This window comes from Collinsella sp. OM07-12, from assembly GCF_003438275.1.
Classification (GTDB): Bacteria; Actinomycetota; Coriobacteriia; order Coriobacteriales; family Coriobacteriaceae; genus Collinsella.
In genome coordinates, this window is record NZ_QSTQ01000013.1 from 1 (window position 1) to 21,568 (window position 21,568).

Genomic DNA, 21,568 nt, shown 5'->3' on the forward strand with positions numbered 1-21,568 from the left:
CGACATAGCGAATCCATCACCCGTTTCCTAGACTGTCAGAAAAAAAATTTGTTCTGAATGATTATTTAATCCCCGTCCCGAAATTGAACCGCCCCCTCATTTCTTGGACATTAGAAATGGGGGGCTTCTTTATGGACGGGAAAGTCGGACACGACGCCACGCCGAGGACTCTTGCAGCAGAGTTTTGCGACAGGGGATACGGGCGCACCGAAGGCCGAAGGGCGCCCGGACCCGGCCGGGGCCGGCGGCGCGCGAGGGCGAGCTCTTGCGACGGAGCTGCTGCCCGGGCGCCTGAAGGACGAGTTCTACAGGAACCGGACGTGGCGGAGCTTCGAGGAGTTCAAGCGGGACCTCCACGCCTACACCGTTCACTGGAACAAGAGGAGGCAGGTTAAGCAAAAGGGACTGACCCCGGAGGAGTTCCGGAATCAGTCCCCATGTGCGGCATAGGCCGCTAATTGACCCGTCTAAGTTTCGGGGCGCAGTTCATTTCAGCGCCGCCCGAGAAAGCTAAACGCCTTCTGACAGGTTGTCCCGGGCCGAGGGCGGCCACCTTGATCGCCCTCGGCCCTCACCCACCTCAACTGCTCCTCAATTACATAGAGCTGATTGAGGAGGGCGCAAGCTAGTGGGCGCCTTCCTCCTCGTCGTTGGGTCGGTAGGTGATGAACTCGATAACAAAGGCCAGGACGGCGGAGATGAGCGAGGCGATGATCGCGAAGATCATGTGGGAGATCCCGGCGCCACCAGGGGTCCCGTCGATGAAGTTGAGCAGGTTGAAGACGCCGAGGCCGCCCGAGATGTACATGAGAGCGCCAGTCATTCCCACGATAGCGCCGCCCACGGCGGAGCTCAGGCATGCCACGACGAACGCGCGCTTGTTGGGGAGGGCGATGCCGTAGATGCCCGGCTCGGTGACGCCGAAGAAGAAGGCGGAGATCATCGCGGGAAGGGCGATGCCGCGGAAGCGCTCGTCCTTGTTTCTGAGGTACATGGCAAAGATGACCGCTCCGAGTGCGAACCCGTGGCCGATGGTGGCGGCGAGCACGCTATCGTGGCCGAGGGTGTTCAGGTTCATGATGGAGATGGGGATGAGGCTCCAGTGGAAGCCGAAGATGACGAGGCACATCCACAGTCCGCCGACTAGGGCGCTGCCCAGGACGGAACCAACCACGGGGAGCTGGAAGATGAACGAGAACGCCGCGCTCAGCAGGTTGGTGATGAGGGTGGCCACCGGGCCGATGATGAGGTAGCCCAAGACGATGGAGACCGTCATCGTGGCGAGCGGGACAAGGAACATCTTGAGCGCAGCCGGCATCCAGCTCTTGAGCCAGCGCTCAAGGATAGAGCCGAACCACACCATGAGAAGGACGGGGATCACCGAGCTCACGTAGCCGGACACGGGCATGATGATGGGGAGCCCGAGGGCGGTGGCGTACCACGAGAACGTGCCGGCCACGCCGAGGTCGATGCTGCCGAGCGCCTCGCCCGAGGTCAGGGCGACCATCGTCGGGTAGAGGAGCGCCACGCCGATTGCCACGCCGGTGAACTCGTTCATGCGGAACCTGCGCGCGGCACTGAACGCCAGGGCGACGGGAAGGAAGTAGAAGAAGCCGTCAGCCACGGTGTAGAGCAGCGTGTAGAGGCCGTCGTTTGCAAAGGCCGGGACGAAGTAGGTGATGAGGGCAAGCAGTCCCTTCATGATACCTGCGGCGGCAAGCGGTCCCAGGATGGGCTGGAAGATGCCAGAGATGAGGTCGATGATGACGGAGGCAACGGTCTTATCGCCCTGGGGCTCGTCGTCGGCGCTTGCGCCGCCCGAGAAGTTGCCGGCCTCCAGGACCGCGTCGTAGACGTCCTCGACGATGTTGCCCACAACCACCTGGTATTGGCCGTTGGCCTGGATGACCTGGATGACGCCCTTGAGGGCCTCGATCTTGGCCGTGTTGGCGCGGGACTCGTCCTTGAGTTTGAAGCGCACGCGCGTGATGCAGTGCGCGACGCTGGCGACGTTCTCGGCGCCGCCTACGTTCTCGAGTATGGATCTGGCCAGGTCGTCGTATTTTTCTGCCATTATTTTCTCCTTAGTGATATTGCCCGGGTGGTTAGCCCAGGTCGCCTCCGTTGGTGGCGATGGCATGTTGATACCAGTAGAAGCTCTTCTTGCGCCTGCGCTCGAGCGTGCCGTTGCCCAGGTTGTCGCGGTCCACGTAGATGAAGCCGTAGCGCTTCTCCATCTCGCCGGAGCCCGCGCTCACGAGGTCGATCGGCCCCCAGGTGGTGTAGCCGAGCATCTCGACGCCGTCCTGCTCGATAGCGTCGCGCATGGCCTCGATGTGCTCGCGCAGGTAGGCGATGCGGTAGTCATCCTCGATCGTGCCGTCGGGAAGCACCTCGTCATAGGCGCCGAGGCCGTTCTCCACCACAAAGAGCGGCTTCTGGTAGCGGTCCCAGAGGTCGTTGATCGTGATGCGGAACCCCAGCGGGTCGATGACCCAGCCCCAGTCGCTCGTGCGCACGTAGGGGTTCTCTACGCCGGCGAAGGCGTTGCCCTCGGCGACGCCGCCCACGGAATCGGGGTCGCCCGCGGTACAGCGCGAGGAGTAGTAGCTAAACGAGATGAAGTCGACGGTGTTCTCCGCAAGGATGCGCTCGTCCTCGGCGGTCATGCCCACGTCGATGCCCTCGCGCTCGAGCATCTTGAGCGCGTAGCCGGGGTAGTGTCCGCGTGCCTGCACGTCCACGAAGAAGAGGTCCTCCTGGTTCTTGACCTGCGCTGCACGGACGTCCTCGGGACGACAGGAGTAGGGGTAGTAGCTTCCCGCGGCGAGCATGCAGCCAACCTTGTTCTCCGGGTCGACCTCGTGGGCGATCTTGGTGGCCCAGGCGCTCGCCACGAGCTCGTTGTGCGCGGCGCGGTACTCGGCCTCGCGGGCATTCTCCCCGGGCTCGAGGACGATGCCGGCACCCATGAAGGGACGGTGCAAGATCATGTTCATCTCGTTGAACGTGATCCACCAATGCACGAGGCCGCGGTAGCGGTTGAAGAGCACCTTCACGAGCCGCTTGTAGAGCTCGATGAGGGCGCGGTTTCGCCAGGCGCCGTACTTCTTGACGAGGTGGATGGGGCAGTCGAAGTGCGTGATGGTCACGAGGGGCTCGATCCTGTGCTCGCGGCAGCAGCGGAACACGTCCTCGTAGAAGGCGAGCCCGGCCTCGTTGGGCTCCTCCTCGTCGCCATTGGGGAAGATGCGGCTCCAGGCGATGGAGAGGCGAAAGACCTTAAAGCCCATCTCCGCGAAGAGGGCTATGTCCTCGCGGTAGTGGTGGTAGAAGTCGATGCCCGTCTGGGCCGGGTAGTAGTACCCGGGCTCAAAGTCGAGCATGCGCCTCAGGCCGCGACTTACGTCGTTGCGCTCCGACCCGTGTGGGATGACGTCGACATTGGCAAGGCCGCGGCCGCCCTCGTCATAACCTCCCTCGCATTGGTTAGCAGCGGTGGCTCCTCCCCAAAGGAACCCTTTTGGAAATGGCATGGTGCCTCCTTCTCTCTGGCGCCCCCACCTCTGCGGGGACGCTTTATAACGTCCTTGCGACCTCACGCGCCGGGCCCGTGGCCCTTTCCCTGATGCGCGCGGGCCGCCCGTGAATGGGTGACTAGCTGACGGCTTGTCCTGCGGCGGCGCGACGTGCCTCCCGGCCTCCAAGCAGGGAGGGGACCTGTGCCAGGCACACGCCGGCGAGGATGATGGCGACGCCCAGCCACTCGACGACGCCGAGCGGCTCGCCGAGGACGATCATGGCGATGAGCAGGCCGGCGGGGAGTTCCGCGGCGGCCATGACAGTGGAGAGACCCGCGGGCAGGTGCGGAGAGCCCATGCCGAAGAGCAAGACCGGGCAGAGCATGCCAAAGAAGCCGGCGATGACGGCAAAGGGCAGGATGCCCTGGGCGAGGACGCCCGAGACGACGTAGTCCGGGCACACCGTGAGCGACATGACCACGGAGCCCGCGCACACGATGACGCCGCGCTGCTCGGACGAGCAGGGGGCCTCGACCTTGCCGGAGAGGGTGACAAAGAGGGAGCAGGACACGGCCGCCCCCAGCGCGCAGAGCAGGGCCACGGGGTCGTACCCGGTGATGCCGGTCTTGTAAACGCCGCTCGCGAACACCGTCCCGAAGACGATGGCCAGGGCGGAGGCCACTTGGAGGGGCCTCGGCGGCCGGCGCGTCATGACGGTCTGCCACACGAGCCCCAGCCACGTGAACTGGAAGAGGAGCGTGAGCGCCACAGGGGCGGGCAGCACGCTCATGGCGTAGCAGTAGAGGATTGAGGTGAGGCAGGTGAGGGCTCCCAGGCCCATGAGCTTAAGGGCGAGCTTCCAGCCCACGCGCTGCCAGCGGTGCCCGAGTGCGTGCCCTGCGAGCGTGGCGAGGGCGAAGAAGAGGCAGCCGAGCCACGCTTGGCTCGCCACCACCTGTGCCGAGGTGAAGCCCGCGGCGTAGGCGAGCTTGTAGGTCGTGGCCATCGCGCCGTAGCAGGCGCCGCCCGCAAAGACCCGGAGCGCCGCCTTGGCCTGCCCCGCGCCCGTGGCTCCCGCCCCGGCGGCCTGTTGCTTGATTGTGTTTGTTCCTGCCATTATGCTCCCTTCCGCCTGCTGTCTTGCAGACGCACGTCTCGTGCGTCTGTTCCCTGCAGTCGGAAGGTGGGCTCGTGCGGTCTTCTGGCGGTGCATGTGGCACCTGCTGCCAAGACGAAAAAAGCCACGCAACCGACTGCTCGGTTGCGTGGCAAAAAGGTGGCTAGCGCCCAGAAAAGTCCACGCGTTTTTAGACTGGGACAATGTACTACAACAGGTGAGATTCCGTCAAGAAAAACCGAGGAAAAAAGTGAGCCTCTGCCCGCGTACCCGTGGCGGTCGTTCCCCGAACGGGGCGGTGCTGTTGGGGACTGTCTCGATCTGTAACAGTTGGGGCTAGTTTTGGTCGATGGATGTTACAGATTGAGATTGTTGAGGATGGGTGGGGGTAGCTAATTCGGACGGGGCTATTTTAAACATTGGGAAATCGAGCGTGGCAAGCACGAGTCTTCGGGGTATAAGACGGCTAATTGTATGCCGCCCTATGAAAGGAACCCTCATGCCCAGCGTTGCCGTTCTCGCCGCCGATGGCTTTGAAACTATTGAATGCCTGACCATGGTCGATGTCATGCGTCGCGGCGGTGTGCGTGCCACGCTCGTCTCGATCATGCCCACGCGTGAGGTCGTAAGCTCGCTGCAGATCCCCGTGACCTGCGATGCGCTCTTTGATGAGATCAATTTTGACGAGTACGACTGCGTCGTGCTGCCCGGCGGCCTGCCCGGTGCCACCAACCTGCGCGCCGATCAGCGCGTCTGCGACGTGGTCTGCGAGTTCGCCGCGACCAAGCACGTCGCTGCCATCTGCGCCGCCCCGTTTATCCTGGGTGAGCTCGACCTGCTCGAGGGGCGCCACGCCACTTGCTTCCCTGGCTTTGAGAAAAGCTTCCCCGAAGGCGCCTATACCGGCGAGAAGGTTACGCAAGACGGCAACATCATCACCGCCAGCGGCATGGCCCAGTCGCTCCCCTTTGCGCTTGAGCTGCTGCGCACGCTCGCCGGCGACAAGGCCGTCGAGAAGGTTGCCGAGGGCATTCAGCTATGATTTTGGCTTCGCAATCACCGCGCCGCATCGAGTTGATGCGCGAAGCGGGCTATGACATTCGCGTGATTCCAGCAGATATCGACGAGACGCCTTTTGATGGCGAAGCTCCGCTTACGCTCGTCGAGCGCCTGGCACGTGCCAAAGCCGCAGCCGTCGCCGCTGAACACGCCGAGCCCAACGAGCTGACCGTCGCTGCCGATACTATCGTCACGTTTGACGGTAGAATTTTGGGCAAGCCCGCAAATGAGGACGAGGCGCGCACCATGCTCCGCGAGCTTTCGGGCCGCACGCACCAGGTGGCGACCGGCGTCTGCATCGTCAAGGCCGGCGACGCCACGGCTCCGCACGCCGCCGAGAGCCTGTCCTTTGTCGATGTGACCGACGTGACGTTCTACGAGCTCAACGACGAACAGATCGAGCACTACGTCGCCTCGGGTGAGCCCATGGACAAGGCCGGCGCCTACGGCATTCAGGGCACAGGAGGACGCATGCTCGTGCATGATATATCGGGCGACTTCTATAACGTGGTGGGCCTACCCATCGCTCGCGTCGCGCGCGCGATTCAAAAACTCTCGTAATTGCACCTGGCGCTGGGTATCCCCCAGCGCCTACAATTTTGGCGTACCGTACGGATCCCGACCGGGCACATGGCGCGGCGGAAAACCGATAGGAGTTAAACATGGATACACTGCTCGAGGCCATTGACGTCTGCGATGTCGATGGCTTTTGCTATGGCAACTATACGGACGAGGAGGCCGGCACCGGTTGCACCGTAATCGTGGCACCCGAGGGCGCCACCGGCGGCGTTGACGTTCGCGGCGGTGCTCCAGCATCGCGCGAAACCGACCTGCTGCGACCCGAGAACACCGTCGACAAGGTCCACGCCGTCTGCCTTTCGGGCGGATCGGCCTTTGGTCTGGAGGCCGCAAGCGGCGTCGCCCGCGAGCTCGAGAGCCGCGGCATCGGCCTTCCCGTCGGCCCCACGCAGGTGCCTATCGTGTGCTCCAGCTGCATCTTCGACCTCGCCTTTGGCGATCCCACCGTGCGCCCCGACATAGAGGCCGGCATCGCCGCCGTGCGCGAGGCACTCGACAACACCCCCACCACACTCGAGCAGGGCAATGTGGGAGCCGGCACCGGCGCTACCGTAGGTAAGCTCATGGGCCCCGCCACCTGCATGAAGGCCGGCCTTGGCACTGCCGCCGTGGCGCTCGGTCCCGTTAAGGTAGGCGCCGTGGTTTCGGTCAACGCCTGCGGCAACGTCGTCGACCCGACCACGGGCGAGTGGGTGGCAGGCATGCGCGCAGCAGCCGATAGCGACCAGATCATCGATATGGAGCTCGCCGCTTTTGCCGCCGCCGGCTCTATGCAGATGCCGCTCGACCGCACCAACACCACTATCAGTTGCATCGTCACCAACGTGGAGCTCACCAAGGCCCAGGCCACCAAGGTCTCCCAGATGGCAGCAGACGCCTACGCGCACGCCATTCGCCCCACGCATACCACCAACGACGGCGACACCATCTACACCCTCGCCAGTGGCAAACTGGGCGCCCAGGCAAGCGCCGCCATTCCCCTAGACCTGCTGGGCATGCTCGCCGTAAGGGCGCTGGAAACCGCCATCGTAAACGGAGCCAAAACCGCCAAAACCTCCCACGGCATCCCCGGCGCCGCAAAGTAACCTCACCTGACCGGTTGCCCGGTAGGGCTTGGTTATGTTTGCTGCTCTACAGTCCTGGCTCGCACGAAGAGCACATTAAGTGCTCTTCGGCTCGTGCGGAACTCGCGACAAACATAACCAAGCCCCACCGGGCAACCTACTCAACCAGATCCCTTTCAGCCCAGGCCCCTGTGTACCGCGCGTCGAAGATCTTCAAATTCAAATCATCTGAAAATCGATACTTATAGCAGAGGTCCCTTGGCCTTTAGTTTGATACAAGTTCCGCACGAGCCGGAAAGCACTTAATGTGCTTTCCGTGCGAGCAGGACTGTCCGCAGTAGCAAACTAAAGGCCAAGGGGCCCAGTCAACCTAACAGAAGCGATTACTCGGCAGTTAGTTGAATTTGAAGATCTTTGAGGCAAGACGGTATAGGCCGAGTGTGGTTTTGTCCCCGGCCCGTCCGCGCAGGTTGGTAAAGAAGCCGACCACGCCGTAGCGAGCACGACGATACATGCGCTCGTCGTAGGACTTCAAATCGCCCCACAGCGTCTTCAGACGCTCATCGGCACAATCCTCATCGGAAAGCTTGGTAAGCACCGAGCAAATCGCCATCATCATGGTGAAATAGCCCATCATGTACGAGCGCAAACGCGACGACTCAACATCGCTGTACAGGTGGAACGATTCCATCATGATGCGCGTAACGCGGAACTGCTGGTCCAGGCGTTTAACCATCGTCGCCTCGTTGACGCTCTGGCCCTCGCGACCGATAAAGTAGCGGTAGAGGTCGATGTCGGCGTAATAGATAGTCTTGCAACGCGGCAGCGGCACGTAGGCGTAGATGTTGTCCACATAGAACGTGTGCGGCGGCATGGGAAGGTTGGACTCGCGCAGTACATCCGTGCGATAGCACAGGCTGTGCATGAGCAGGTTCTGGTCCAGGCGGAAATGACCGATCTGGTCCCAGGTAAAGATCTTTTTGCGCGGCAGGGCAAACTTGTAACCGATAGCGGTATGCGTGCCCTCGTAAACCTTCTCGTACACGTAGTTCGAGATAAACAGGTCCACGCGCTGGCGGCGCTCCTCAAAGCCGCGCAGGATCGAAAGCATGGTCGAAAGGGCTGCGCCGTCGAGCCAGTCGTCCGAGTCGACAACCTTGTAATAGGTGCCCTGTGCCTCGCGCAGGCCCGAAAGGACGGCGATACCGTGGCCGCCATTCTCCTGATGCACCGCGCGGATAATACCGGGGTAACGCGTCTCCCACTCGTCGGCCTTAGCGGCCGTCTCGTCCTTGGAACCGTCATCGACGATGATGATCTCGATATCGGTGGCGTAATTGCTCCCCTCCAGAATAGAGGTGATGCAATGGTCCATGTCCTTGGCGGCGTTATACGAGGGAATACCGAATGTAATAACTTTATGCATGGCAGGCGATAATCTCATCCGATAGGTCGAGGGCGGAGTTGGTCACAGCATCCATATCGTAGTAGCGATACTCGGCCAGGCGACCAACTGGATGGAAGTTCGTCAGGTTCTGGACGCGCTCAAGATAGCGCTCGTAGAGCTCACGGTTCTCGGGCTCCAGGATGGCGTAATACGGCGTCTCGCCCGAGCCGGGCGTATAGGCCTTGGAGTACTCCTGCATGATGGTGGTCTTGCCGGGCAGGACCTGACCGGTCATGTTCTTGAACTCGGTAATGCGCGTATAGTCCTCGCTCGTGGTGTAGTTGACGGTGCCCACGGGCTGGAACTGATCCAGATCGAGCGTCTCGAACTTCATGTCGAGTGTGCGGTACGGCAGCGCGCCCAGGTCGAGGTTGAACAGCTCGTCGAGCGGACCGGTGTAGACGATCTCGCCACCATAGACCTTGCCGTCAATCTTGACGGTGGTCTCGTCGATTTCAAAGAGGTCACGGGCGTCTACGTCACAGAACACGTCGATCAGATCGTGATCGAGCATATGCTCGAACAGCGCGGTATAGCCGTCCTGCGGCATGCCCTGGAAAGGAGCCTGCGGGAAGTAGCGGTCATCGTCGCCCACAAAGACGGGAACGCGGCCGGTGATCGAGGGATCGATCTGGTCGGGTGTCTGGCCCCACTGCTTCATGGTGTAATGCAAAAAGACGTTCTCGTAGACGTAATCAGCGACCTCGGCCAAGTCGGGGTCGTTCTTCTTACGCAGCTCCATAATGGGCACCTTGACATCCTTGCCAAAGGTCTCCACGAGCTTCTGATACAGCTCCTCGCCCCGCTCGTCACCAAAGGCGAGCTTGAGACTCGCATGGTTGAAGGGCACGGGCATAAGGGTACCGTTGATGTTGGCGAGCACCTTGTGCTGATAATCCGTCCACTTGGTAAAGCGCGACAGGAAATTGTGCACGCGCTCGTTAAAGGTGTGATAGATATGCGGACCGTACTCGTGGATCAGGATTCCGGCCTCGTCAGTGCAGTCATAGGCATTGCCCGCAATGTGGCTACGGCGCTCCAAAACGGCAACACGATAGCCGATGGTCTCGGCAAGACGGCGGGCGCAAACGGCACCGGCATATCCAGCACCGACGACAATCATGTCGTACGCGCCGGCGTTAAAGCCTTCAGGCAGGCCTGAGGTAATCTGCATCGATACTCCTTGTCAAAAGCCACGGGCTCGTTAGCTGGGCTTTTCTCGAACATTCTTCGAGACATATTTATCAGAGCGATTATAGCGCTAATGCGTCCTATAATGAGCTTGCCACACAAGGAAAGCTCAAGCACCGCGGCGTACATAATTGAAAGGTAAACCCGCTAGCAGCGGGTTTATTCGTGAACAGCCGGGCGCCTGGAGCTTAGCGAAACGCTTGTAAGGAGTAACATGAGCGATTTCCTAAACCGTATGAAGTCTGCCGCCAAGGCCGACCTTAAGACGATCGTCCTGCCCGAGGGCGAGGATCCGCGCACCATCGTCGCGGCCACCAAGATTATCGAGGAGGGCCTGGCAAAGATCGTCATCCTGGGCAACCCCGACGAGATCAACGTTCCCGGCGCCACCGTCATCGATCCGCGCAATGCCGAGAAGCACGAGGAGTATGCGCAGAAGTTTGCCGAGCTCCGTGCCAAGAAGGGTGTCACCATCGAGCAGGCTCGCGCCCAGGTGATGGACGCCACCTACTTTGGCACCATGATGGTCAAGATGGGCGACGCCGACGGCTTGGTCTCCGGCGCCTGCCACTCCACCGCCGACACCCTGCGCCCCGCGCTGCAGATCCTCAAGACCGCCCCGGGCACCAAGCTGGTCTCGGCCTTCTTCGTGATGTGCACCGACACCCCGCAGTTCGGCACCGACGGTACGCTGATCTTCGCCGACTGCGGCCTCAACATCAACCCGTCCTCCGACGAGCTCTCCGAGATCGCCATCGCCTCCGCTCACTCCTGGTCCACTTTTATGAGCAGCGTCGAGCCGCATGTGGCCATGCTCTCCTACTCCACCATGGGCTCCGCCGGCGGCGAGGTCGCCAAGAAGGTCCAAGAGGCCGTGAAGTTCTGCAAGGAGAAGGCCCCCGAGCTCGCCATCGATGGCGACCTTCAGCTTGACGCCGCCATCGTTCCCACCGTCGCCCAGCTCAAGGCTCCCGGCTCCTCCGTTGCCGGCAAGGCCAACGTGCTTGTGTTCCCCGACCTCGAGGCCGGCAACATCGGCTACAAGCTGGTCCAGCGCTTCGCCGGCGCCGACGCTTACGGCCCTATCCTGCAGGGCATCGCCAAGCCGGTTAACGACCTTTCGCGCGGCTGCTCTGCCGACGACATCGTGGGTGTCGTGGCCATCACCGCCGTCCAGGCTCAGATGGCTGAGTAGCGGACGTATCCCACCGAAGGCGGCAAAGCTTGGGTCGTCGTCCTTCTGCCAACAAAAAGGCCTCCGGAGCCGTTTGCTCTGGAGGCCTTTCATTCAATTGCAAATGAGCGCTAGTTGTTCGCGGTCAGGCGCTCGACGTCGTGGGCGATCATGTATTCCTCGTCGGTGGGGATGACCATAACCGTGACGGAAGAGCCGGCGGCGCTGATGACCTGCGGGCCGTTGCCCACGGCCTCGCGGTTCTTGTTGTTGTCGATACGCACGCCCAGCCACTCAAAGCAGTCGCAGAAGGCCTTGCGGATCGACCAGTCATTCTCGCCGATGCCGGCGGTAAAGGTAATGGTGTCCACGCCCGCCATGGAGGCGATCATGGAACCGGCCTGCTGCATGGCCTTATAGGCGAACATATCGAAGGCGAGCAGGCAGCGCTCGTCACCCTCGGAGGCGCGCGTACGGATGTCGCGGGCGTCGTTGGAGATGCCCGAGATGGCAAGCAGACCGGACTGCTTGTTCATCATGTCATCGACTTCCTGGTAGGTGTAGCCGCCCTCGCGCTGGAGGTAGCACACGGTGGCCGGGTCGATAGAACCGCAACGGGTGCCCATCATCAGACCGTCAAGCGGCGTGAGGCCCATCGTGGTATCGCGGCACACACCGTCCTCGATGGCGGCAAGCGAGGCGCCGTTGCCCAGATGGCATGAAAGCAGACGGTGGCAGCGCGCACCCAGGATCTCCTTGGCCATCATCCACTCGTAACGGTGGCTCGTACCGTGCGCGCCATATTTGCGCACGTGGTACTTGTCGCACACGTCCTTGGGCAGGGCGTAGGTGTAGGCGACCTCGGGCATGGTCATGTGGAACGAGGTGTCGAAGACGGCCACATTGGGCAGCTCCGGATACTTCTCGCGGCAATATTCGATTGCCGCGGCCTCGCCGTAATTGTGCAGCGGGGCGAGCGGGGCCACCTCAAGGATCTTAGCCATGACCTCATCGTCGACGACCGCGGAATCATCGAAATGCCAGCCACCCTGAACGATACGGTGGCCGATGCCATCGATCGTAAAGTCGGTCTTATCGAGCTCCTCGAGTACGCGCGCAATGGCCGAGCGATGATCGGGGAAGGGAACCTCTTCGGTCTGCTTGGCGCCACCGTTCTCGGCGTGACCAAAGATGCCCATGTCCGAGCCGATACGCTCGCAGTTGCCCTTGGCGAAAACCTCGCGGGTATCGGTATCCAAGAGCTGATATTTAAGGCTTGAGCTGCCGGCGTTAACAACAAGTACGTTCATGAGACTCCTTTGCAGTGCAATACGGTCGGCATGCCCCTTAAGTCGGCCGTATGTTAATAAGAAGTTATCACAGCTTGATAAATAGCTATCATGCATATCGCCCAACGAGCGCAAAAGAGGGGCCAAACGGCATGTTGCTGTCCAGCCCCTCCCCTCTTGCAATTACTTGGCGTTGACGATGCGCTCGACGTCGGAAGCGATCATGAACTCCTCGTCCGTGGGGATGACAAAAATCTTGACCTTAGAATCCTTGGCGGACAGGCACCAAGCGCCGTCGCCGCGCAGGGCATTGCGGGCATGATCCATCTTGACGCCCATAAAAGCCAGACGATCGGCCACGCCGGCGCGAACGGCCGGAGCGTGCTCACCGATGCCAGCAGTAAAGACCAGGGTGTCCATGCCACACATGGAGGTGGCCATCTCGGCGGCCTTGGCGGCAATCTTGTAGACGAACATATCGAAGGCGAGCTGAGCCTCGGGGTCGCCAGCGGCGGCGAGCTCCTCGACGTTACGGCAGTCGTTGGTCTTGCCGCCAGTCACGGCCATGAGGCCGGACTTCTTGTTCATCATCTCGTCGACCTCGTCAAAAGTGTAGCCACCCTCGCGCTGCAGGTAGCACACGGTAGCCGGGTCGATGGAACCGCATCGGGTACCCATCATGACGCCGTCGAGCGGCGTCAAGCCCATGGTGGTGTCCATGCACTTGCCGTCCTCGATGGCGCACAGAGAAGCGCCGGATCCAATGTGGCACACGACGACCTTGCGGGCCTCGCCGTTGGTCATCTCGGCGACCTTCTTGGAGATGTAGCGGTAGCTGGTGCCGTGGGCGCCGTACTTACGGATGTGCAGCTTGTCGCAGACGTCCTTGGGCAGGGCGTAAGTCTTGGCGACCTCGGGCATGTTGAAGTGGAAAGCGGTGTCGTAAACCGTGACGTTGGGCAGGTCGGGATACTGCTCCAGGCAGTACTCGATAACGTTGGCCTCGGGGTTGTTGTGCAGCGGGGCGAGCGGAGCGACCTCGCGGATCTTGGCGAGGACATCCTCGTCGACGAGGGAGGAATCGCCAAAGTACCAACCGCCCTGAACGATACGGTGGCCGATACCCTCAATCTTGACGCCGTTGGCCTCGAGGTCCTTCAGGACAACCTCGATGGCGACCTTGTGGTCGGGGAACTCGATGTTCTCGGTCACCTTCTTGGAGCCGTTGGCAGCATGGGTGAAAGTGCCGCCGGTAAAGCAGACGCGCTCGCAGGAGCCCTTTGCGGACACCTTATGGGACTTGGTATCGATGACCTGATACTTAAGGGTCGAAGATCCTGCGTTGACGACCAGAACGTTCATGTGTCTCCCTACTAACAGGCGGTGTGGCGCCGCCAGGTTACATACGCTTCAATAATAAACCCAAACGCCCTCGCGCTCGGGTTTATTGCGTTGATATATAAGTTATCGGTGCCCAAATACTCATGTCCTTTGGCTTGTAAGACGAAAGAGCGCGGGGATATACACCAAAGAAGAGGTTCCGAGTGCGACAAGCAATATGACTCGAATGCCCGCGATGCTGCTCAACACAGCATTGAACAGATAGAAAAGGATGGCGCCCACCGCCACCATCTGGCTTTGAACCGAAATCAGTGAACAGCGCATCGAAGAATCGGCTACTTTTTGAAAAATTGAGTATTTAATTGGAGCAAATAACGAGTACGCAACCGTCTGCAGCACATAGAACACGGGCAGCAAATTAGCCGGAGTAAGGGGAATCAAAAACAAAGCTGTCAGGAAAAGGCGCACGATGCCGCAAATACGCGCAAAGCGGCCCTTGTCGACATGAGCAATCGCGCAGGGCACAATAAGTCCCATGGAGGCCGAGGCAAGGAGCTGGACCGCAATGGTGACACCCGAAGCGACGGCATTCATTCCGCGACCCGCAAGCAGCAGTGAGAAAAAGTCTTCCAGGGCGACAAAAGCAAATGCCTGAGAACAGTCCATGATGAACGCTGAACGAAGAATGCCATTACCCGCAATAGCGGCACCGATCATCTTCGGGCTAATCCCATGTTCAGGTGTCGTCGCAATGCCCCCTCTTCGCATCTCAGGAATGCAGACAACGACAACCAACGTCAACACCATTGCGATGATATCTGCCGAAAGACCAATGAGATATGCACCGACGGACGAAATGAAACCGCCCACGCAAGCGGAGATGGCACAAGAGGCATAGAAAACAAATCGCTCAACGACATTAAGTCTTACGAGCTGGTCCTGAGAGACGCTGTCAATGTAAATCGCTTCTATGGATCCGCTCAGACATGCAACGGCAAAACCTTTGAGAGCGAACGCACCGATTAAAAGCAGAGGGGAACGGACGAGAAGCAGGGCGGCGTAGTATCCAAGCATCCCCACGCCGCCAACGAGACCGCTTGTCTTTCGTCCAAACCTATCAGCAATATAGCCAGTGGGAACTTCGAGGATGAACTTACTCACTTGATATGCAATCATCATGCTAGAAATCGCCACCATCGAGAATCCGACGAATTCAAGGTAAACCGTCAGAAAATACAAAATGGTGCTGAAGTTCGACAGAAAAACGAACGTCATATAAAGCAAAACCGTACGGTTTTTCATGCTCCGCCCTCCAAGAGTCAGCAATCTAAATCGGAATCTTGGAAAAGCATGAGGGCAAAGCTGTCAGCTATGCGTTGCAGGGCGTCAACATTCACTTGACGACACGAGGCCAAATGGCCTCACGAAGCGAGATGACGCAATAGGTGAAGAAATACCGTCTGGTGTCGATCGGTCCAGGCATTTTGTCGATAGCAAAAGTAGATGGGCAAGGCTACGTCATGTGAGGCTTCAATGGAGCACTCGCTCACTTCCGATCCATCCGATGCGAGAGAAGAGCCAGAAAAACCCAATATCAATCCCCCGGCTTGAAGAAACTCAGCCTGCGCCCTGTTTTCGTATTCGACATCTCGGAAGCGAAAATTGACGAGCTGGGCTTCAGGGCATTGGTTAATCGCATTGAGACAGGGTGACAAATTAATGGGAACAGCGAGCCTGCCGCCCAGTAACTCACGAATGGTCATAGCGTCAACAGATTGATGACCCGCTGGGTATGAAAGAACCTTGAGCTCCTTTTCACCCAAGTATTTAGAAGAAAGGACGCTGTCCCGTGGTTCCTCAAACGAGATAGCCGCGTCCGAAATGCCAAGCACAAGTGATTCAAAGCATGTTGCCGTTGGCTGATGCCACACATCAAGATGAATCTGAGGGTGCGAGCGTTCAAACGAGTCGTACCAGTTTTCGGCAAAAAGGCGCCCCCGTCCATGAAGGCAGGGGGCGTAAAGACGGAAGTGGCCGTCGGGCGAGACGCCGTCGCCCCTCGATTGTGCGTACTTTTTGAGATCGTCGACTTGTGCCAGGATCACGCGTGCACGACGCGCAAATTCTCTGCCCGCCGGAGACAAAACAGCCTCCCCCGCCGATCGGTCGAGCAAAACAATCTGATACTCAGATTCCAACTTTTTGATTGCCGACGAAACGGCTTGCGGACTCACATGAACGGCGCGAGCCGCTTTGCGCACGCCGCCATAGTTCGCTACCGCTTGAAGGTATTCGAGTTGAGAAAGCTGCATAGATTACTCCAAAGGCAGCCAAGTCGACGGGCTACGCGCCCTCAGATGAGGTTCTCGCCCAGGTTTTTGCCGCCGAGGACGTGCATGTGGAAGTGCATGACGGTCTGGCCGGCGTTGACGCCCTTGTTGGAGATGACGCGGAAACCGTCCTCCAGACCCTTGGCCTTGGCGACCTCCTGGATGGCGTGAGCCATGGCGCCCATGGTCTCGGCAGGCACGTTGTCGGCGATATCGCTGTAATGCTTCTTGGGGATCACGAGCGTGTGGACCGGCGCCTGGGGGTTGAGGTCGTCGAACGCGATGACCTGGTCGTCCTCATAGACAACGGTCGAGGGGATCTCGTGGTTGGCAATTTTGCAGAAGATGCAATCACACATGGTTGGTTCCTTTCTCACAGACCAAAGTAGTCTTTTTGGGACGGGGCTTTTTTGACTACTTTTTCGCAAACGCAAACGCTCGACGAGCCGTCGCGCAAGGGTAGTCAAAAAAGCCCCGTCCCAAAAAGACTAAAAAAAGCCCCGTCCCAAAAAGACTACCCCAAAGCAGGCTGTAAGTTGGCTAGAACGAAAGGTTGTCGTCGGTGTTGGCGGCTTCGCCGTCGGCGAGCACGTCGTTGCCATCAACGTCCTTAAGAAGCACCGAGACCTTCTGCTCGGCATCGGACAGGCGGGTGCGCAGGCTCTTGAGGAGCTCGACGCCGCGGGTGTAGCTCTCGAGCGACTCCTCGAGCTCCATATCGCCCGACTCAAGGCTGCGGATGATGAGCTCCAGCTCCTGCGAAGCCTGCTTGTACGTAAGCTGCTCCACCGGGGTCTTCTCTGCCATATCTGTTTCCTTTCCTAAAGGTTTATCACTATGAAACGCGGTCTACTCGACCGCATCGACCGTTGCCGCCACGTTGCCGTCTGCCATGCGTACGCGGATGGCGTCGCCGGGCTTAAAGGTCTTGGCGCTCGTAGCCACGCCGTCTTCGCTGTAGGCGATGGAATAGCCGCGGGCAAGCACCTTGAGCGGCGACAGGGCATCGAGCGACGCGGCCGCTCGGCCCAAGTCGGACGCGGGCTTGCTGAGCATCGTGCGCCCCTGATGCTCTAGACGGGAGCTTGCGAGCATGAGCGCATGGCGCTTGCCATCAAGCCCTGAGGTGCTTGCGATCAAGCGCTCGGGCAGACGCTCGAAGTTGGAACGAAAGGACCCGACCGAACGCGTTATGGCGCCAGACAGACGATCGGCCGTCAGGGCAAGCTCGGACTCGCGACGCTCGACCATAAACGTCGGATCGTTCAGGCACGGGCGGCACGCGGCCGCATCGAGCGCATCGCCCAAGCGCGCCGTATAGGTATCCCAGGCACGCCGACCACGCTGATCGAGCATCTCCAGATCGACCTGATCCGACCCGATCATCGAAGCCATCGCAGCACCTAGGCGCTGACGGCGCGTCTCGAGCACATCCGCCAGCTCTGTCATAGCCGGTGCCACGGATTCTGCCGCCGCTGTGGGCGTGGAAGCGCGACGGTCGCTCACCATGTCGCAGATCGAGGTATCGGGCTCATGGCCAATGCCCGTCACCACAGGCACGGGGCAAGCCGCTACCGCACGGGCAAGGTCCTCGTCGTTGAAGGTCATGAGGTCCTCGAAGGAACCGCCGCCACGCACGAGCAAAATGCAATCGGGCGCCGGCGTAATGGCAGCGGCGCGGCGCAAGCCTTCAATAAGCTCTGCCGGCGCACCCTCGCCCTGGACCTTTGCGCCCACGCAGACGAGCTCAACAAGCGGGTTGCGGCGGCGCAGCGTACGCTTGACGTCGTCGATTACGGCACCCGAAAGCGAAGTGACGACTGCCACACGCGAGCAGAACACTGGGATGCGACGCTTGCGTGCCTCGTCCATCAGGCCCTCGCGACGTAGCTTTTCGGCCAACTGCGCAACCTGCTGACGCAGCAAGCCCTCCCCCGCCAACGAGAACGAGCGGGCGACAAAGCTCATGCGACCCGTAGGCTTGTAGAGATTGAAGCTGCCCTTAAAGCTCACCTGCATACCGTCGCGCAAATCGAAGGTGCGCTTGAGATAGGCGCCCTTCCAGATGATGCAGTCAACGGCTGCCGAGTCGTCCTTAATCTGGAAGTAGCAGTGACCGCTTCGGGCATTGGGGCCACGGAAGCCCGTGACCTCGCCCAGGACGCTCAGCTGCGGAATAGCATCGAGCGCACCAGCGGCGATCTCCACCGCCTGGCTCACGCTGAGCTCTTTGCGCTCCTGCTCGTCCGAACCGTCGAACTCGGCGGAAACGGCATTGCCGGTCAGATTCCAGCCTGCCACGCAGCCTCCTTTCGTCATCGTGCACAAGGGCTCCGGCCCTGCGCAAATTCAAGTCCAACACATAGTACAGCGCCGCGGGGACACAAATCTCCGCGGCGCCCGTCAAGCCAATTTGTTATCGGTTGGAGTTTCTGTTGTAGCGAGCCATCAGGTAGAGCAGCTGAATGATCGAAGTGAGCGCTGCAGCAACGTAGGTAAGCGCGGCTGCCGTCAGGACCTTCTTGGCACCATTGACCTGCTTGGAGCTCATGCCCGACTGCTCGATGTACGCCACGGCGCGGCGGCTGGCATCGATCTCGACCGGCAGCGTAACCAACTGGAACAACACACTAAACGAGAAGAAGACCAGCGCGAGGGTCGTGAGTCCCGCAATGTTCATAAACAGGCCCATGAGTAGCACGATGGTCCAGGTGTTCTGGGTAAAGTTGACGACCGGGACCAGGGCGGTGCGCACCTTCATCATGGCATAACCACTTTGACGCTGGGCGGCATGGCCCGCCTCGTGGCAGGCCACGGCAACGCTTGCGACCGATCCGCCCGAGCGGTTTGCTTCCGAGAGATACAGGTTGTTATCCTGCGGGTTGTAATGGTCGGTGAGCTCACCGGCGACACCCTTGATACCCACGGCGCTACAACCGTTGGCATCGAGCATGTGGCGCGCGACCGTGGCACCCGTGTCGCCGTCCGAGCGAACCTTGGACCAGGTTTTGTACGTCGAGTTGATATAGCTCTGCGCGGCAAGACCGAGCACTGTACAAACAAGGACAACCAGCAGGTACAGCGGATCGATGCCAAAGCCGTATCCATAGTAATAGGGCATGCAAATTCCTCCGAATCGAGTTACACGTTGGAGGCATTCTACCCACTCAGCAGACTAGGCTTCCCTATAACAACTCAATCTTTCCGTCCTTCACGGTGAGTCCCATATTGCCGGAAAGCAAATCGTCCAGGCGCGAGCCCACAAGCTCAAAGCGCCAACCTTCGCGCAGGGGGCTCTGCTCGGGATGCTCAATGTAGTCGGCCAGGTCATCGCGCGAGGCAATGACCGAGGTCGCCACGCCCGAGCGCTCGGCAACCAGGCGAATAAGCGCATACATAAGATCGGTCACGCTCTCCAGCTCCGGAGAGATCTGACGATGTCCGCGCACCATAAGCGGCAGGCGATCGTGCGGACAGCTCGCACCGCGCTTGATGGCCATGAGTGCGCCGTCCACGTCGCGCTCCCCCAGCTGGTCGGTACCGCGGATGCTGCGGAACTCCTCAACACGCACGGGATTGCGCTTAACCAGAGCCAGCAGCGTATCGTCGGACATAACCCACTTGCGCGGGATATTGCGACGCTCGGCCCGATCCTCACGCCAGGCGGCAAGCTCGCGCGCAATGCCCAACTGATGGCGGCTGCACGAGTTGATGCGCTTGACCTTGCGGAACGCTTCGTGGCGGTCGGCGCGGTAGTGCGACTCATCGGCCAGCGGGCGCAGCTCATCGAGCACCCAATCCACACGGCCCAGCTCGCGCAGGCGGCTCATCATCTCGGTATAGGCAACAATCAGGTACTTGACGTCATCGATCGCGTACTCAATCTGCTTATCGGTCAGCGGGCGGCGCGACCAGTCGGTCAGCGACTCGGTCTTAGGCAACGAAACGCCGCAGAACGTCTGCACGAGCGCACCGTAGGAAATCTGCTGGCGCTCGCCCAAAAAGGCGGCGGCGACCTGCGTGTCAAAAATCGGACGCGGCAGCGCGCCCACGGTATGCAGCATAACCTCCATATCCTGCGAGCAGGCGTGAAACACCTTGGTCACGCTCTCATCGCCCATAAGCTCGGCGAGCGGCGACAGGTCGTCGATCACCAGGGGATCGACGGCGACGCTCTCGGCAGGGGTGGCAATCTGAACCAGGCACAGGCGCGGATGGAACGTGCGCTCGCGCAAAAACTCGGTGTCGACGGCGATCGCGTCGAACTTGCGGGCGCGCTGGCAAAAGTCGAGCAGAGCCTGATGTGTGGAAATGTACATATCAACCCATCGAATAAGGTTAGGCCCGAAAAACACGGGTAGGATATCGGCATTGCCCTACAACTATACTCGGTTAGTCACAGAACGGGAACGTAAGTATGCGCTGCCTTATCATCCACAACCCGGCATCGGGCCCCAGCTCAGATGAAATCTACGCATTCACGCACGCCCTTGCACAGGGCGGCGACGAGGTCGTGATGCGCTTTATCGGCGATGGCATGGAGCCCGAGGACGCCGTGGCAGACGTTCGCGAGTTCGACCGCGTGGTCGTCTCGGGCGGCGACGGCACCGTCTCCAATGTGCTCGACCAGATGCGCGGCTGCGGCGTTCCCACGCTCGTTTTCCCCTCCGGCACGGCCTGCCTATTCTTTAACAACATCGGCAATGCCCCCGAGGCAGCGGCGCTCGCCAAGGCATGCCGCGCCGGCCGCACGGTCAAAGTCGACATGGGCGAGCTCTTTTGGCTCGACGAGAACGGCAACGAAAAGCGCCATGGCTTTATCATCATCGCCGGCTCGGGCTTTGACGCTGAGATTATGATGAAAGCCGCTCCCACTAAAAACGACATCGGCGAGATCGCCTACTTCCTCTCCGCGCTCGCAACGCCCAACCCCACGGTGGCGCACTTTACCATTGAGCATGACGGCATTGTCGAGGAGCTCGACGGCATCTGCTGCATGGCGGGCAACACGTCTGTCATCCAAAACGACATCAACCTGTTCCCCAACTGCCGCATGAACGACGGCATGGTCGACATCGCGGTCATCGAACCCGTACGCACGGTACAGCTGCTTCCCACGGTAATCACCGCCGCGCTCGATCCCGCCGGCAAGGTGCTCGGCCGCCCGCAGTTTAAGATCATCCAGACCAAAGAAGCCAAGATCACCTGCACGCCGTCGCTGGGCATGCAGTTCGATGGCGAGATCATCTCCAGCAACTCGGGCGTCTTTGGTGCCCGCGCGCTTCCGCAATGCCTCGACCTCATCGTCGACGAATTCTCCCCGCTCGGAAAATAGGAGGACCCCATGAACGACAATCCCCTGCTCGGCTTTATCGTCATTGTTCTGGCCATGCTCGTCGGCTATGCGATTAACGTGATCCACCGTCGGAAGAAGTAATTCCACATTGGTATGATAT

The 21,568-nt window shown here is 60.2% G+C and carries 20 protein-coding genes; 6 read left to right on the forward strand and 14 right to left on the reverse strand.

Features of this window, described 5'->3' with window-relative positions; all coding sequences use genetic code 11:
* The first annotated feature begins 171 nt into the window (after window positions 1–171).
* Complete coding sequence (locus tag DXB98_RS10550) at window positions 172–450, forward strand: IS3 family transposase (protein ID WP_199407134.1); 279 nt, start codon at window positions 172–174, stop codon at window positions 448–450.
* Window positions 451–625: 175 nt separating this feature from the next.
* On the opposite strand, the gene DXB98_RS05900 is transcribed toward DXB98_RS10550, so the two are convergent.
* The 3 genes from DXB98_RS05900 to DXB98_RS05910 all read right to left on the reverse strand — a co-directional run bounded on the left by DXB98_RS05900 (window position 626) and on the right by DXB98_RS05910 (window position 4,473).
* On the reverse strand, window positions 626–2,074 hold the full coding sequence (locus DXB98_RS05900; RefSeq protein ID WP_117743469.1) for a PTS transporter subunit EIIC: 1,449 nt from the start codon (window positions 2,072–2,074) through the stop codon (window positions 626–628).
* A gap of 31 nt (window positions 2,075–2,105) precedes the next feature.
* Window positions 2,106–3,536, reverse strand: coding sequence for a 6-phospho-beta-glucosidase (locus DXB98_RS05905; RefSeq protein ID WP_117743470.1), 1,431 nt, complete (start codon window positions 3,534–3,536; stop codon window positions 2,106–2,108).
* A 121-nt stretch (window positions 3,537–3,657) separates the two neighbouring features.
* The gene (locus tag DXB98_RS05910) at window positions 3,658–4,473 is read right to left on the reverse strand and encodes an EamA family transporter (RefSeq protein ID WP_233505107.1); all 816 of its coding nucleotides are present in this window, start codon (window positions 4,471–4,473) and stop codon (window positions 3,658–3,660) included.
* A 664-nt stretch (window positions 4,474–5,137) separates the two neighbouring features.
* Between DXB98_RS05910 and DXB98_RS05915 the strand changes: the two genes are divergently transcribed.
* The 3 genes from DXB98_RS05915 (at window position 5,138) to DXB98_RS05925 (ending at window position 7,361) form a co-directional block, all read left to right on the forward strand.
* Window positions 5,138–5,680: a DJ-1 family glyoxalase III gene (locus DXB98_RS05915; protein ID WP_055287259.1), complete on the forward strand. Its 543-nt coding sequence runs from the start codon at window positions 5,138–5,140 to the stop codon at window positions 5,678–5,680.
* The gene (locus DXB98_RS05920) at window positions 5,677–6,258 is read left to right on the forward strand and encodes a nucleoside triphosphate pyrophosphatase (RefSeq protein ID WP_117743472.1); all 582 of its coding nucleotides are present in this window, start codon (window positions 5,677–5,679) and stop codon (window positions 6,256–6,258) included. The genes DXB98_RS05915 and DXB98_RS05920 overlap by 4 nt, the downstream gene beginning before the upstream one ends.
* Before the next feature lie 101 nt (window positions 6,259–6,359).
* On the forward strand, window positions 6,360–7,361 hold the full coding sequence (locus DXB98_RS05925) for a P1 family peptidase (RefSeq protein WP_117743473.1): 1,002 nt from the start codon (window positions 6,360–6,362) through the stop codon (window positions 7,359–7,361).
* A 373-nt stretch (window positions 7,362–7,734) separates the two neighbouring features.
* Here DXB98_RS05925 and DXB98_RS05930 read toward each other — a convergent pair whose 3' ends face one another.
* Window positions 7,735–8,766 (reverse strand): glycosyltransferase family 2 protein, encoded by a 1,032-nt coding sequence (locus tag DXB98_RS05930; protein ID WP_117743474.1) that lies wholly within the window; start codon window positions 8,764–8,766, stop codon window positions 7,735–7,737.
* Window positions 8,759–9,961 carry a UDP-galactopyranose mutase gene (glf, locus tag DXB98_RS05935; protein ID WP_117743475.1) on the reverse strand — a complete coding sequence of 401 codons (1,203 nt, stop codon included), beginning with the start codon at window positions 9,959–9,961 and terminating at the stop codon, window positions 8,759–8,761. Before glf ends, DXB98_RS05930 begins: the two co-directional genes overlap by 8 nt.
* Before the next feature lie 231 nt (window positions 9,962–10,192).
* Between glf and pta the strand changes: the two genes are divergently transcribed.
* Complete coding sequence (gene pta / locus DXB98_RS05940) at window positions 10,193–11,173, forward strand: phosphate acetyltransferase (RefSeq protein WP_117735246.1); 981 nt, start codon at window positions 10,193–10,195, stop codon at window positions 11,171–11,173.
* A gap of 110 nt (window positions 11,174–11,283) precedes the next feature.
* Here pta and DXB98_RS05945 read toward each other — a convergent pair whose 3' ends face one another.
* The 9 genes from DXB98_RS05945 to rnd form a co-directional block, all read right to left on the reverse strand.
* Window positions 11,284–12,462, reverse strand: a complete 1,179-nt coding sequence (locus DXB98_RS05945) for an acetate/propionate family kinase (protein WP_117743476.1) — start codon at window positions 12,460–12,462, stop codon at window positions 11,284–11,286.
* Window positions 12,463–12,624: 162 nt separating this feature from the next.
* Window positions 12,625–13,803, reverse strand: coding sequence for an acetate/propionate family kinase (locus DXB98_RS05950; RefSeq protein ID WP_117743477.1), 1,179 nt, complete (start codon window positions 13,801–13,803; stop codon window positions 12,625–12,627).
* A gap of 120 nt (window positions 13,804–13,923) precedes the next feature.
* Window positions 13,924–15,084, reverse strand: a complete 1,161-nt coding sequence (locus DXB98_RS05955) for an MFS transporter (RefSeq protein ID WP_117743478.1) — start codon at window positions 15,082–15,084, stop codon at window positions 13,924–13,926.
* A 119-nt stretch (window positions 15,085–15,203) separates the two neighbouring features.
* The gene (locus tag DXB98_RS05960) at window positions 15,204–16,094 is read right to left on the reverse strand and encodes a LysR family transcriptional regulator (protein WP_117743479.1); all 891 of its coding nucleotides are present in this window, start codon (window positions 16,092–16,094) and stop codon (window positions 15,204–15,206) included.
* A gap of 41 nt (window positions 16,095–16,135) precedes the next feature.
* On the reverse strand, window positions 16,136–16,471 hold the full coding sequence (locus DXB98_RS05965) for a histidine triad nucleotide-binding protein (protein ID WP_035137921.1): 336 nt from the start codon (window positions 16,469–16,471) through the stop codon (window positions 16,136–16,138).
* 181 nt (window positions 16,472–16,652) lie between these two features.
* Window positions 16,653–16,919 (reverse strand): exodeoxyribonuclease VII small subunit, encoded by a 267-nt coding sequence (gene xseB, locus DXB98_RS05970; protein ID WP_006234311.1) that lies wholly within the window; start codon window positions 16,917–16,919, stop codon window positions 16,653–16,655.
* Window positions 16,920–16,961: 42 nt separating this feature from the next.
* Window positions 16,962–18,413 carry an exodeoxyribonuclease VII large subunit gene (gene xseA, locus DXB98_RS05975; RefSeq protein ID WP_369831386.1) on the reverse strand — a complete coding sequence of 484 codons (1,452 nt, stop codon included), beginning with the start codon at window positions 18,411–18,413 and terminating at the stop codon, window positions 16,962–16,964.
* A gap of 115 nt (window positions 18,414–18,528) precedes the next feature.
* A complete protein-coding gene (locus tag DXB98_RS05980; RefSeq protein WP_117743480.1) occupies window positions 18,529–19,233 on the reverse strand; it encodes a zinc metallopeptidase in 705 nt (234 codons plus the stop codon).
* Between the two features lie 64 nt (window positions 19,234–19,297).
* A complete protein-coding gene (rnd, locus tag DXB98_RS05985) occupies window positions 19,298–20,431 on the reverse strand; it encodes a ribonuclease D (protein WP_117743481.1) in 1,134 nt (377 codons plus the stop codon).
* A gap of 98 nt (window positions 20,432–20,529) precedes the next feature.
* On the opposite strand from rnd, the gene DXB98_RS05990 reads away from it, so the two are divergent.
* Window positions 20,530–21,447 (forward strand): diacylglycerol kinase family protein, encoded by a 918-nt coding sequence (locus tag DXB98_RS05990; RefSeq protein WP_117735253.1) that lies wholly within the window; start codon window positions 20,530–20,532, stop codon window positions 21,445–21,447.
* Window positions 21,448–21,568 lie beyond the last annotated feature (121 nt).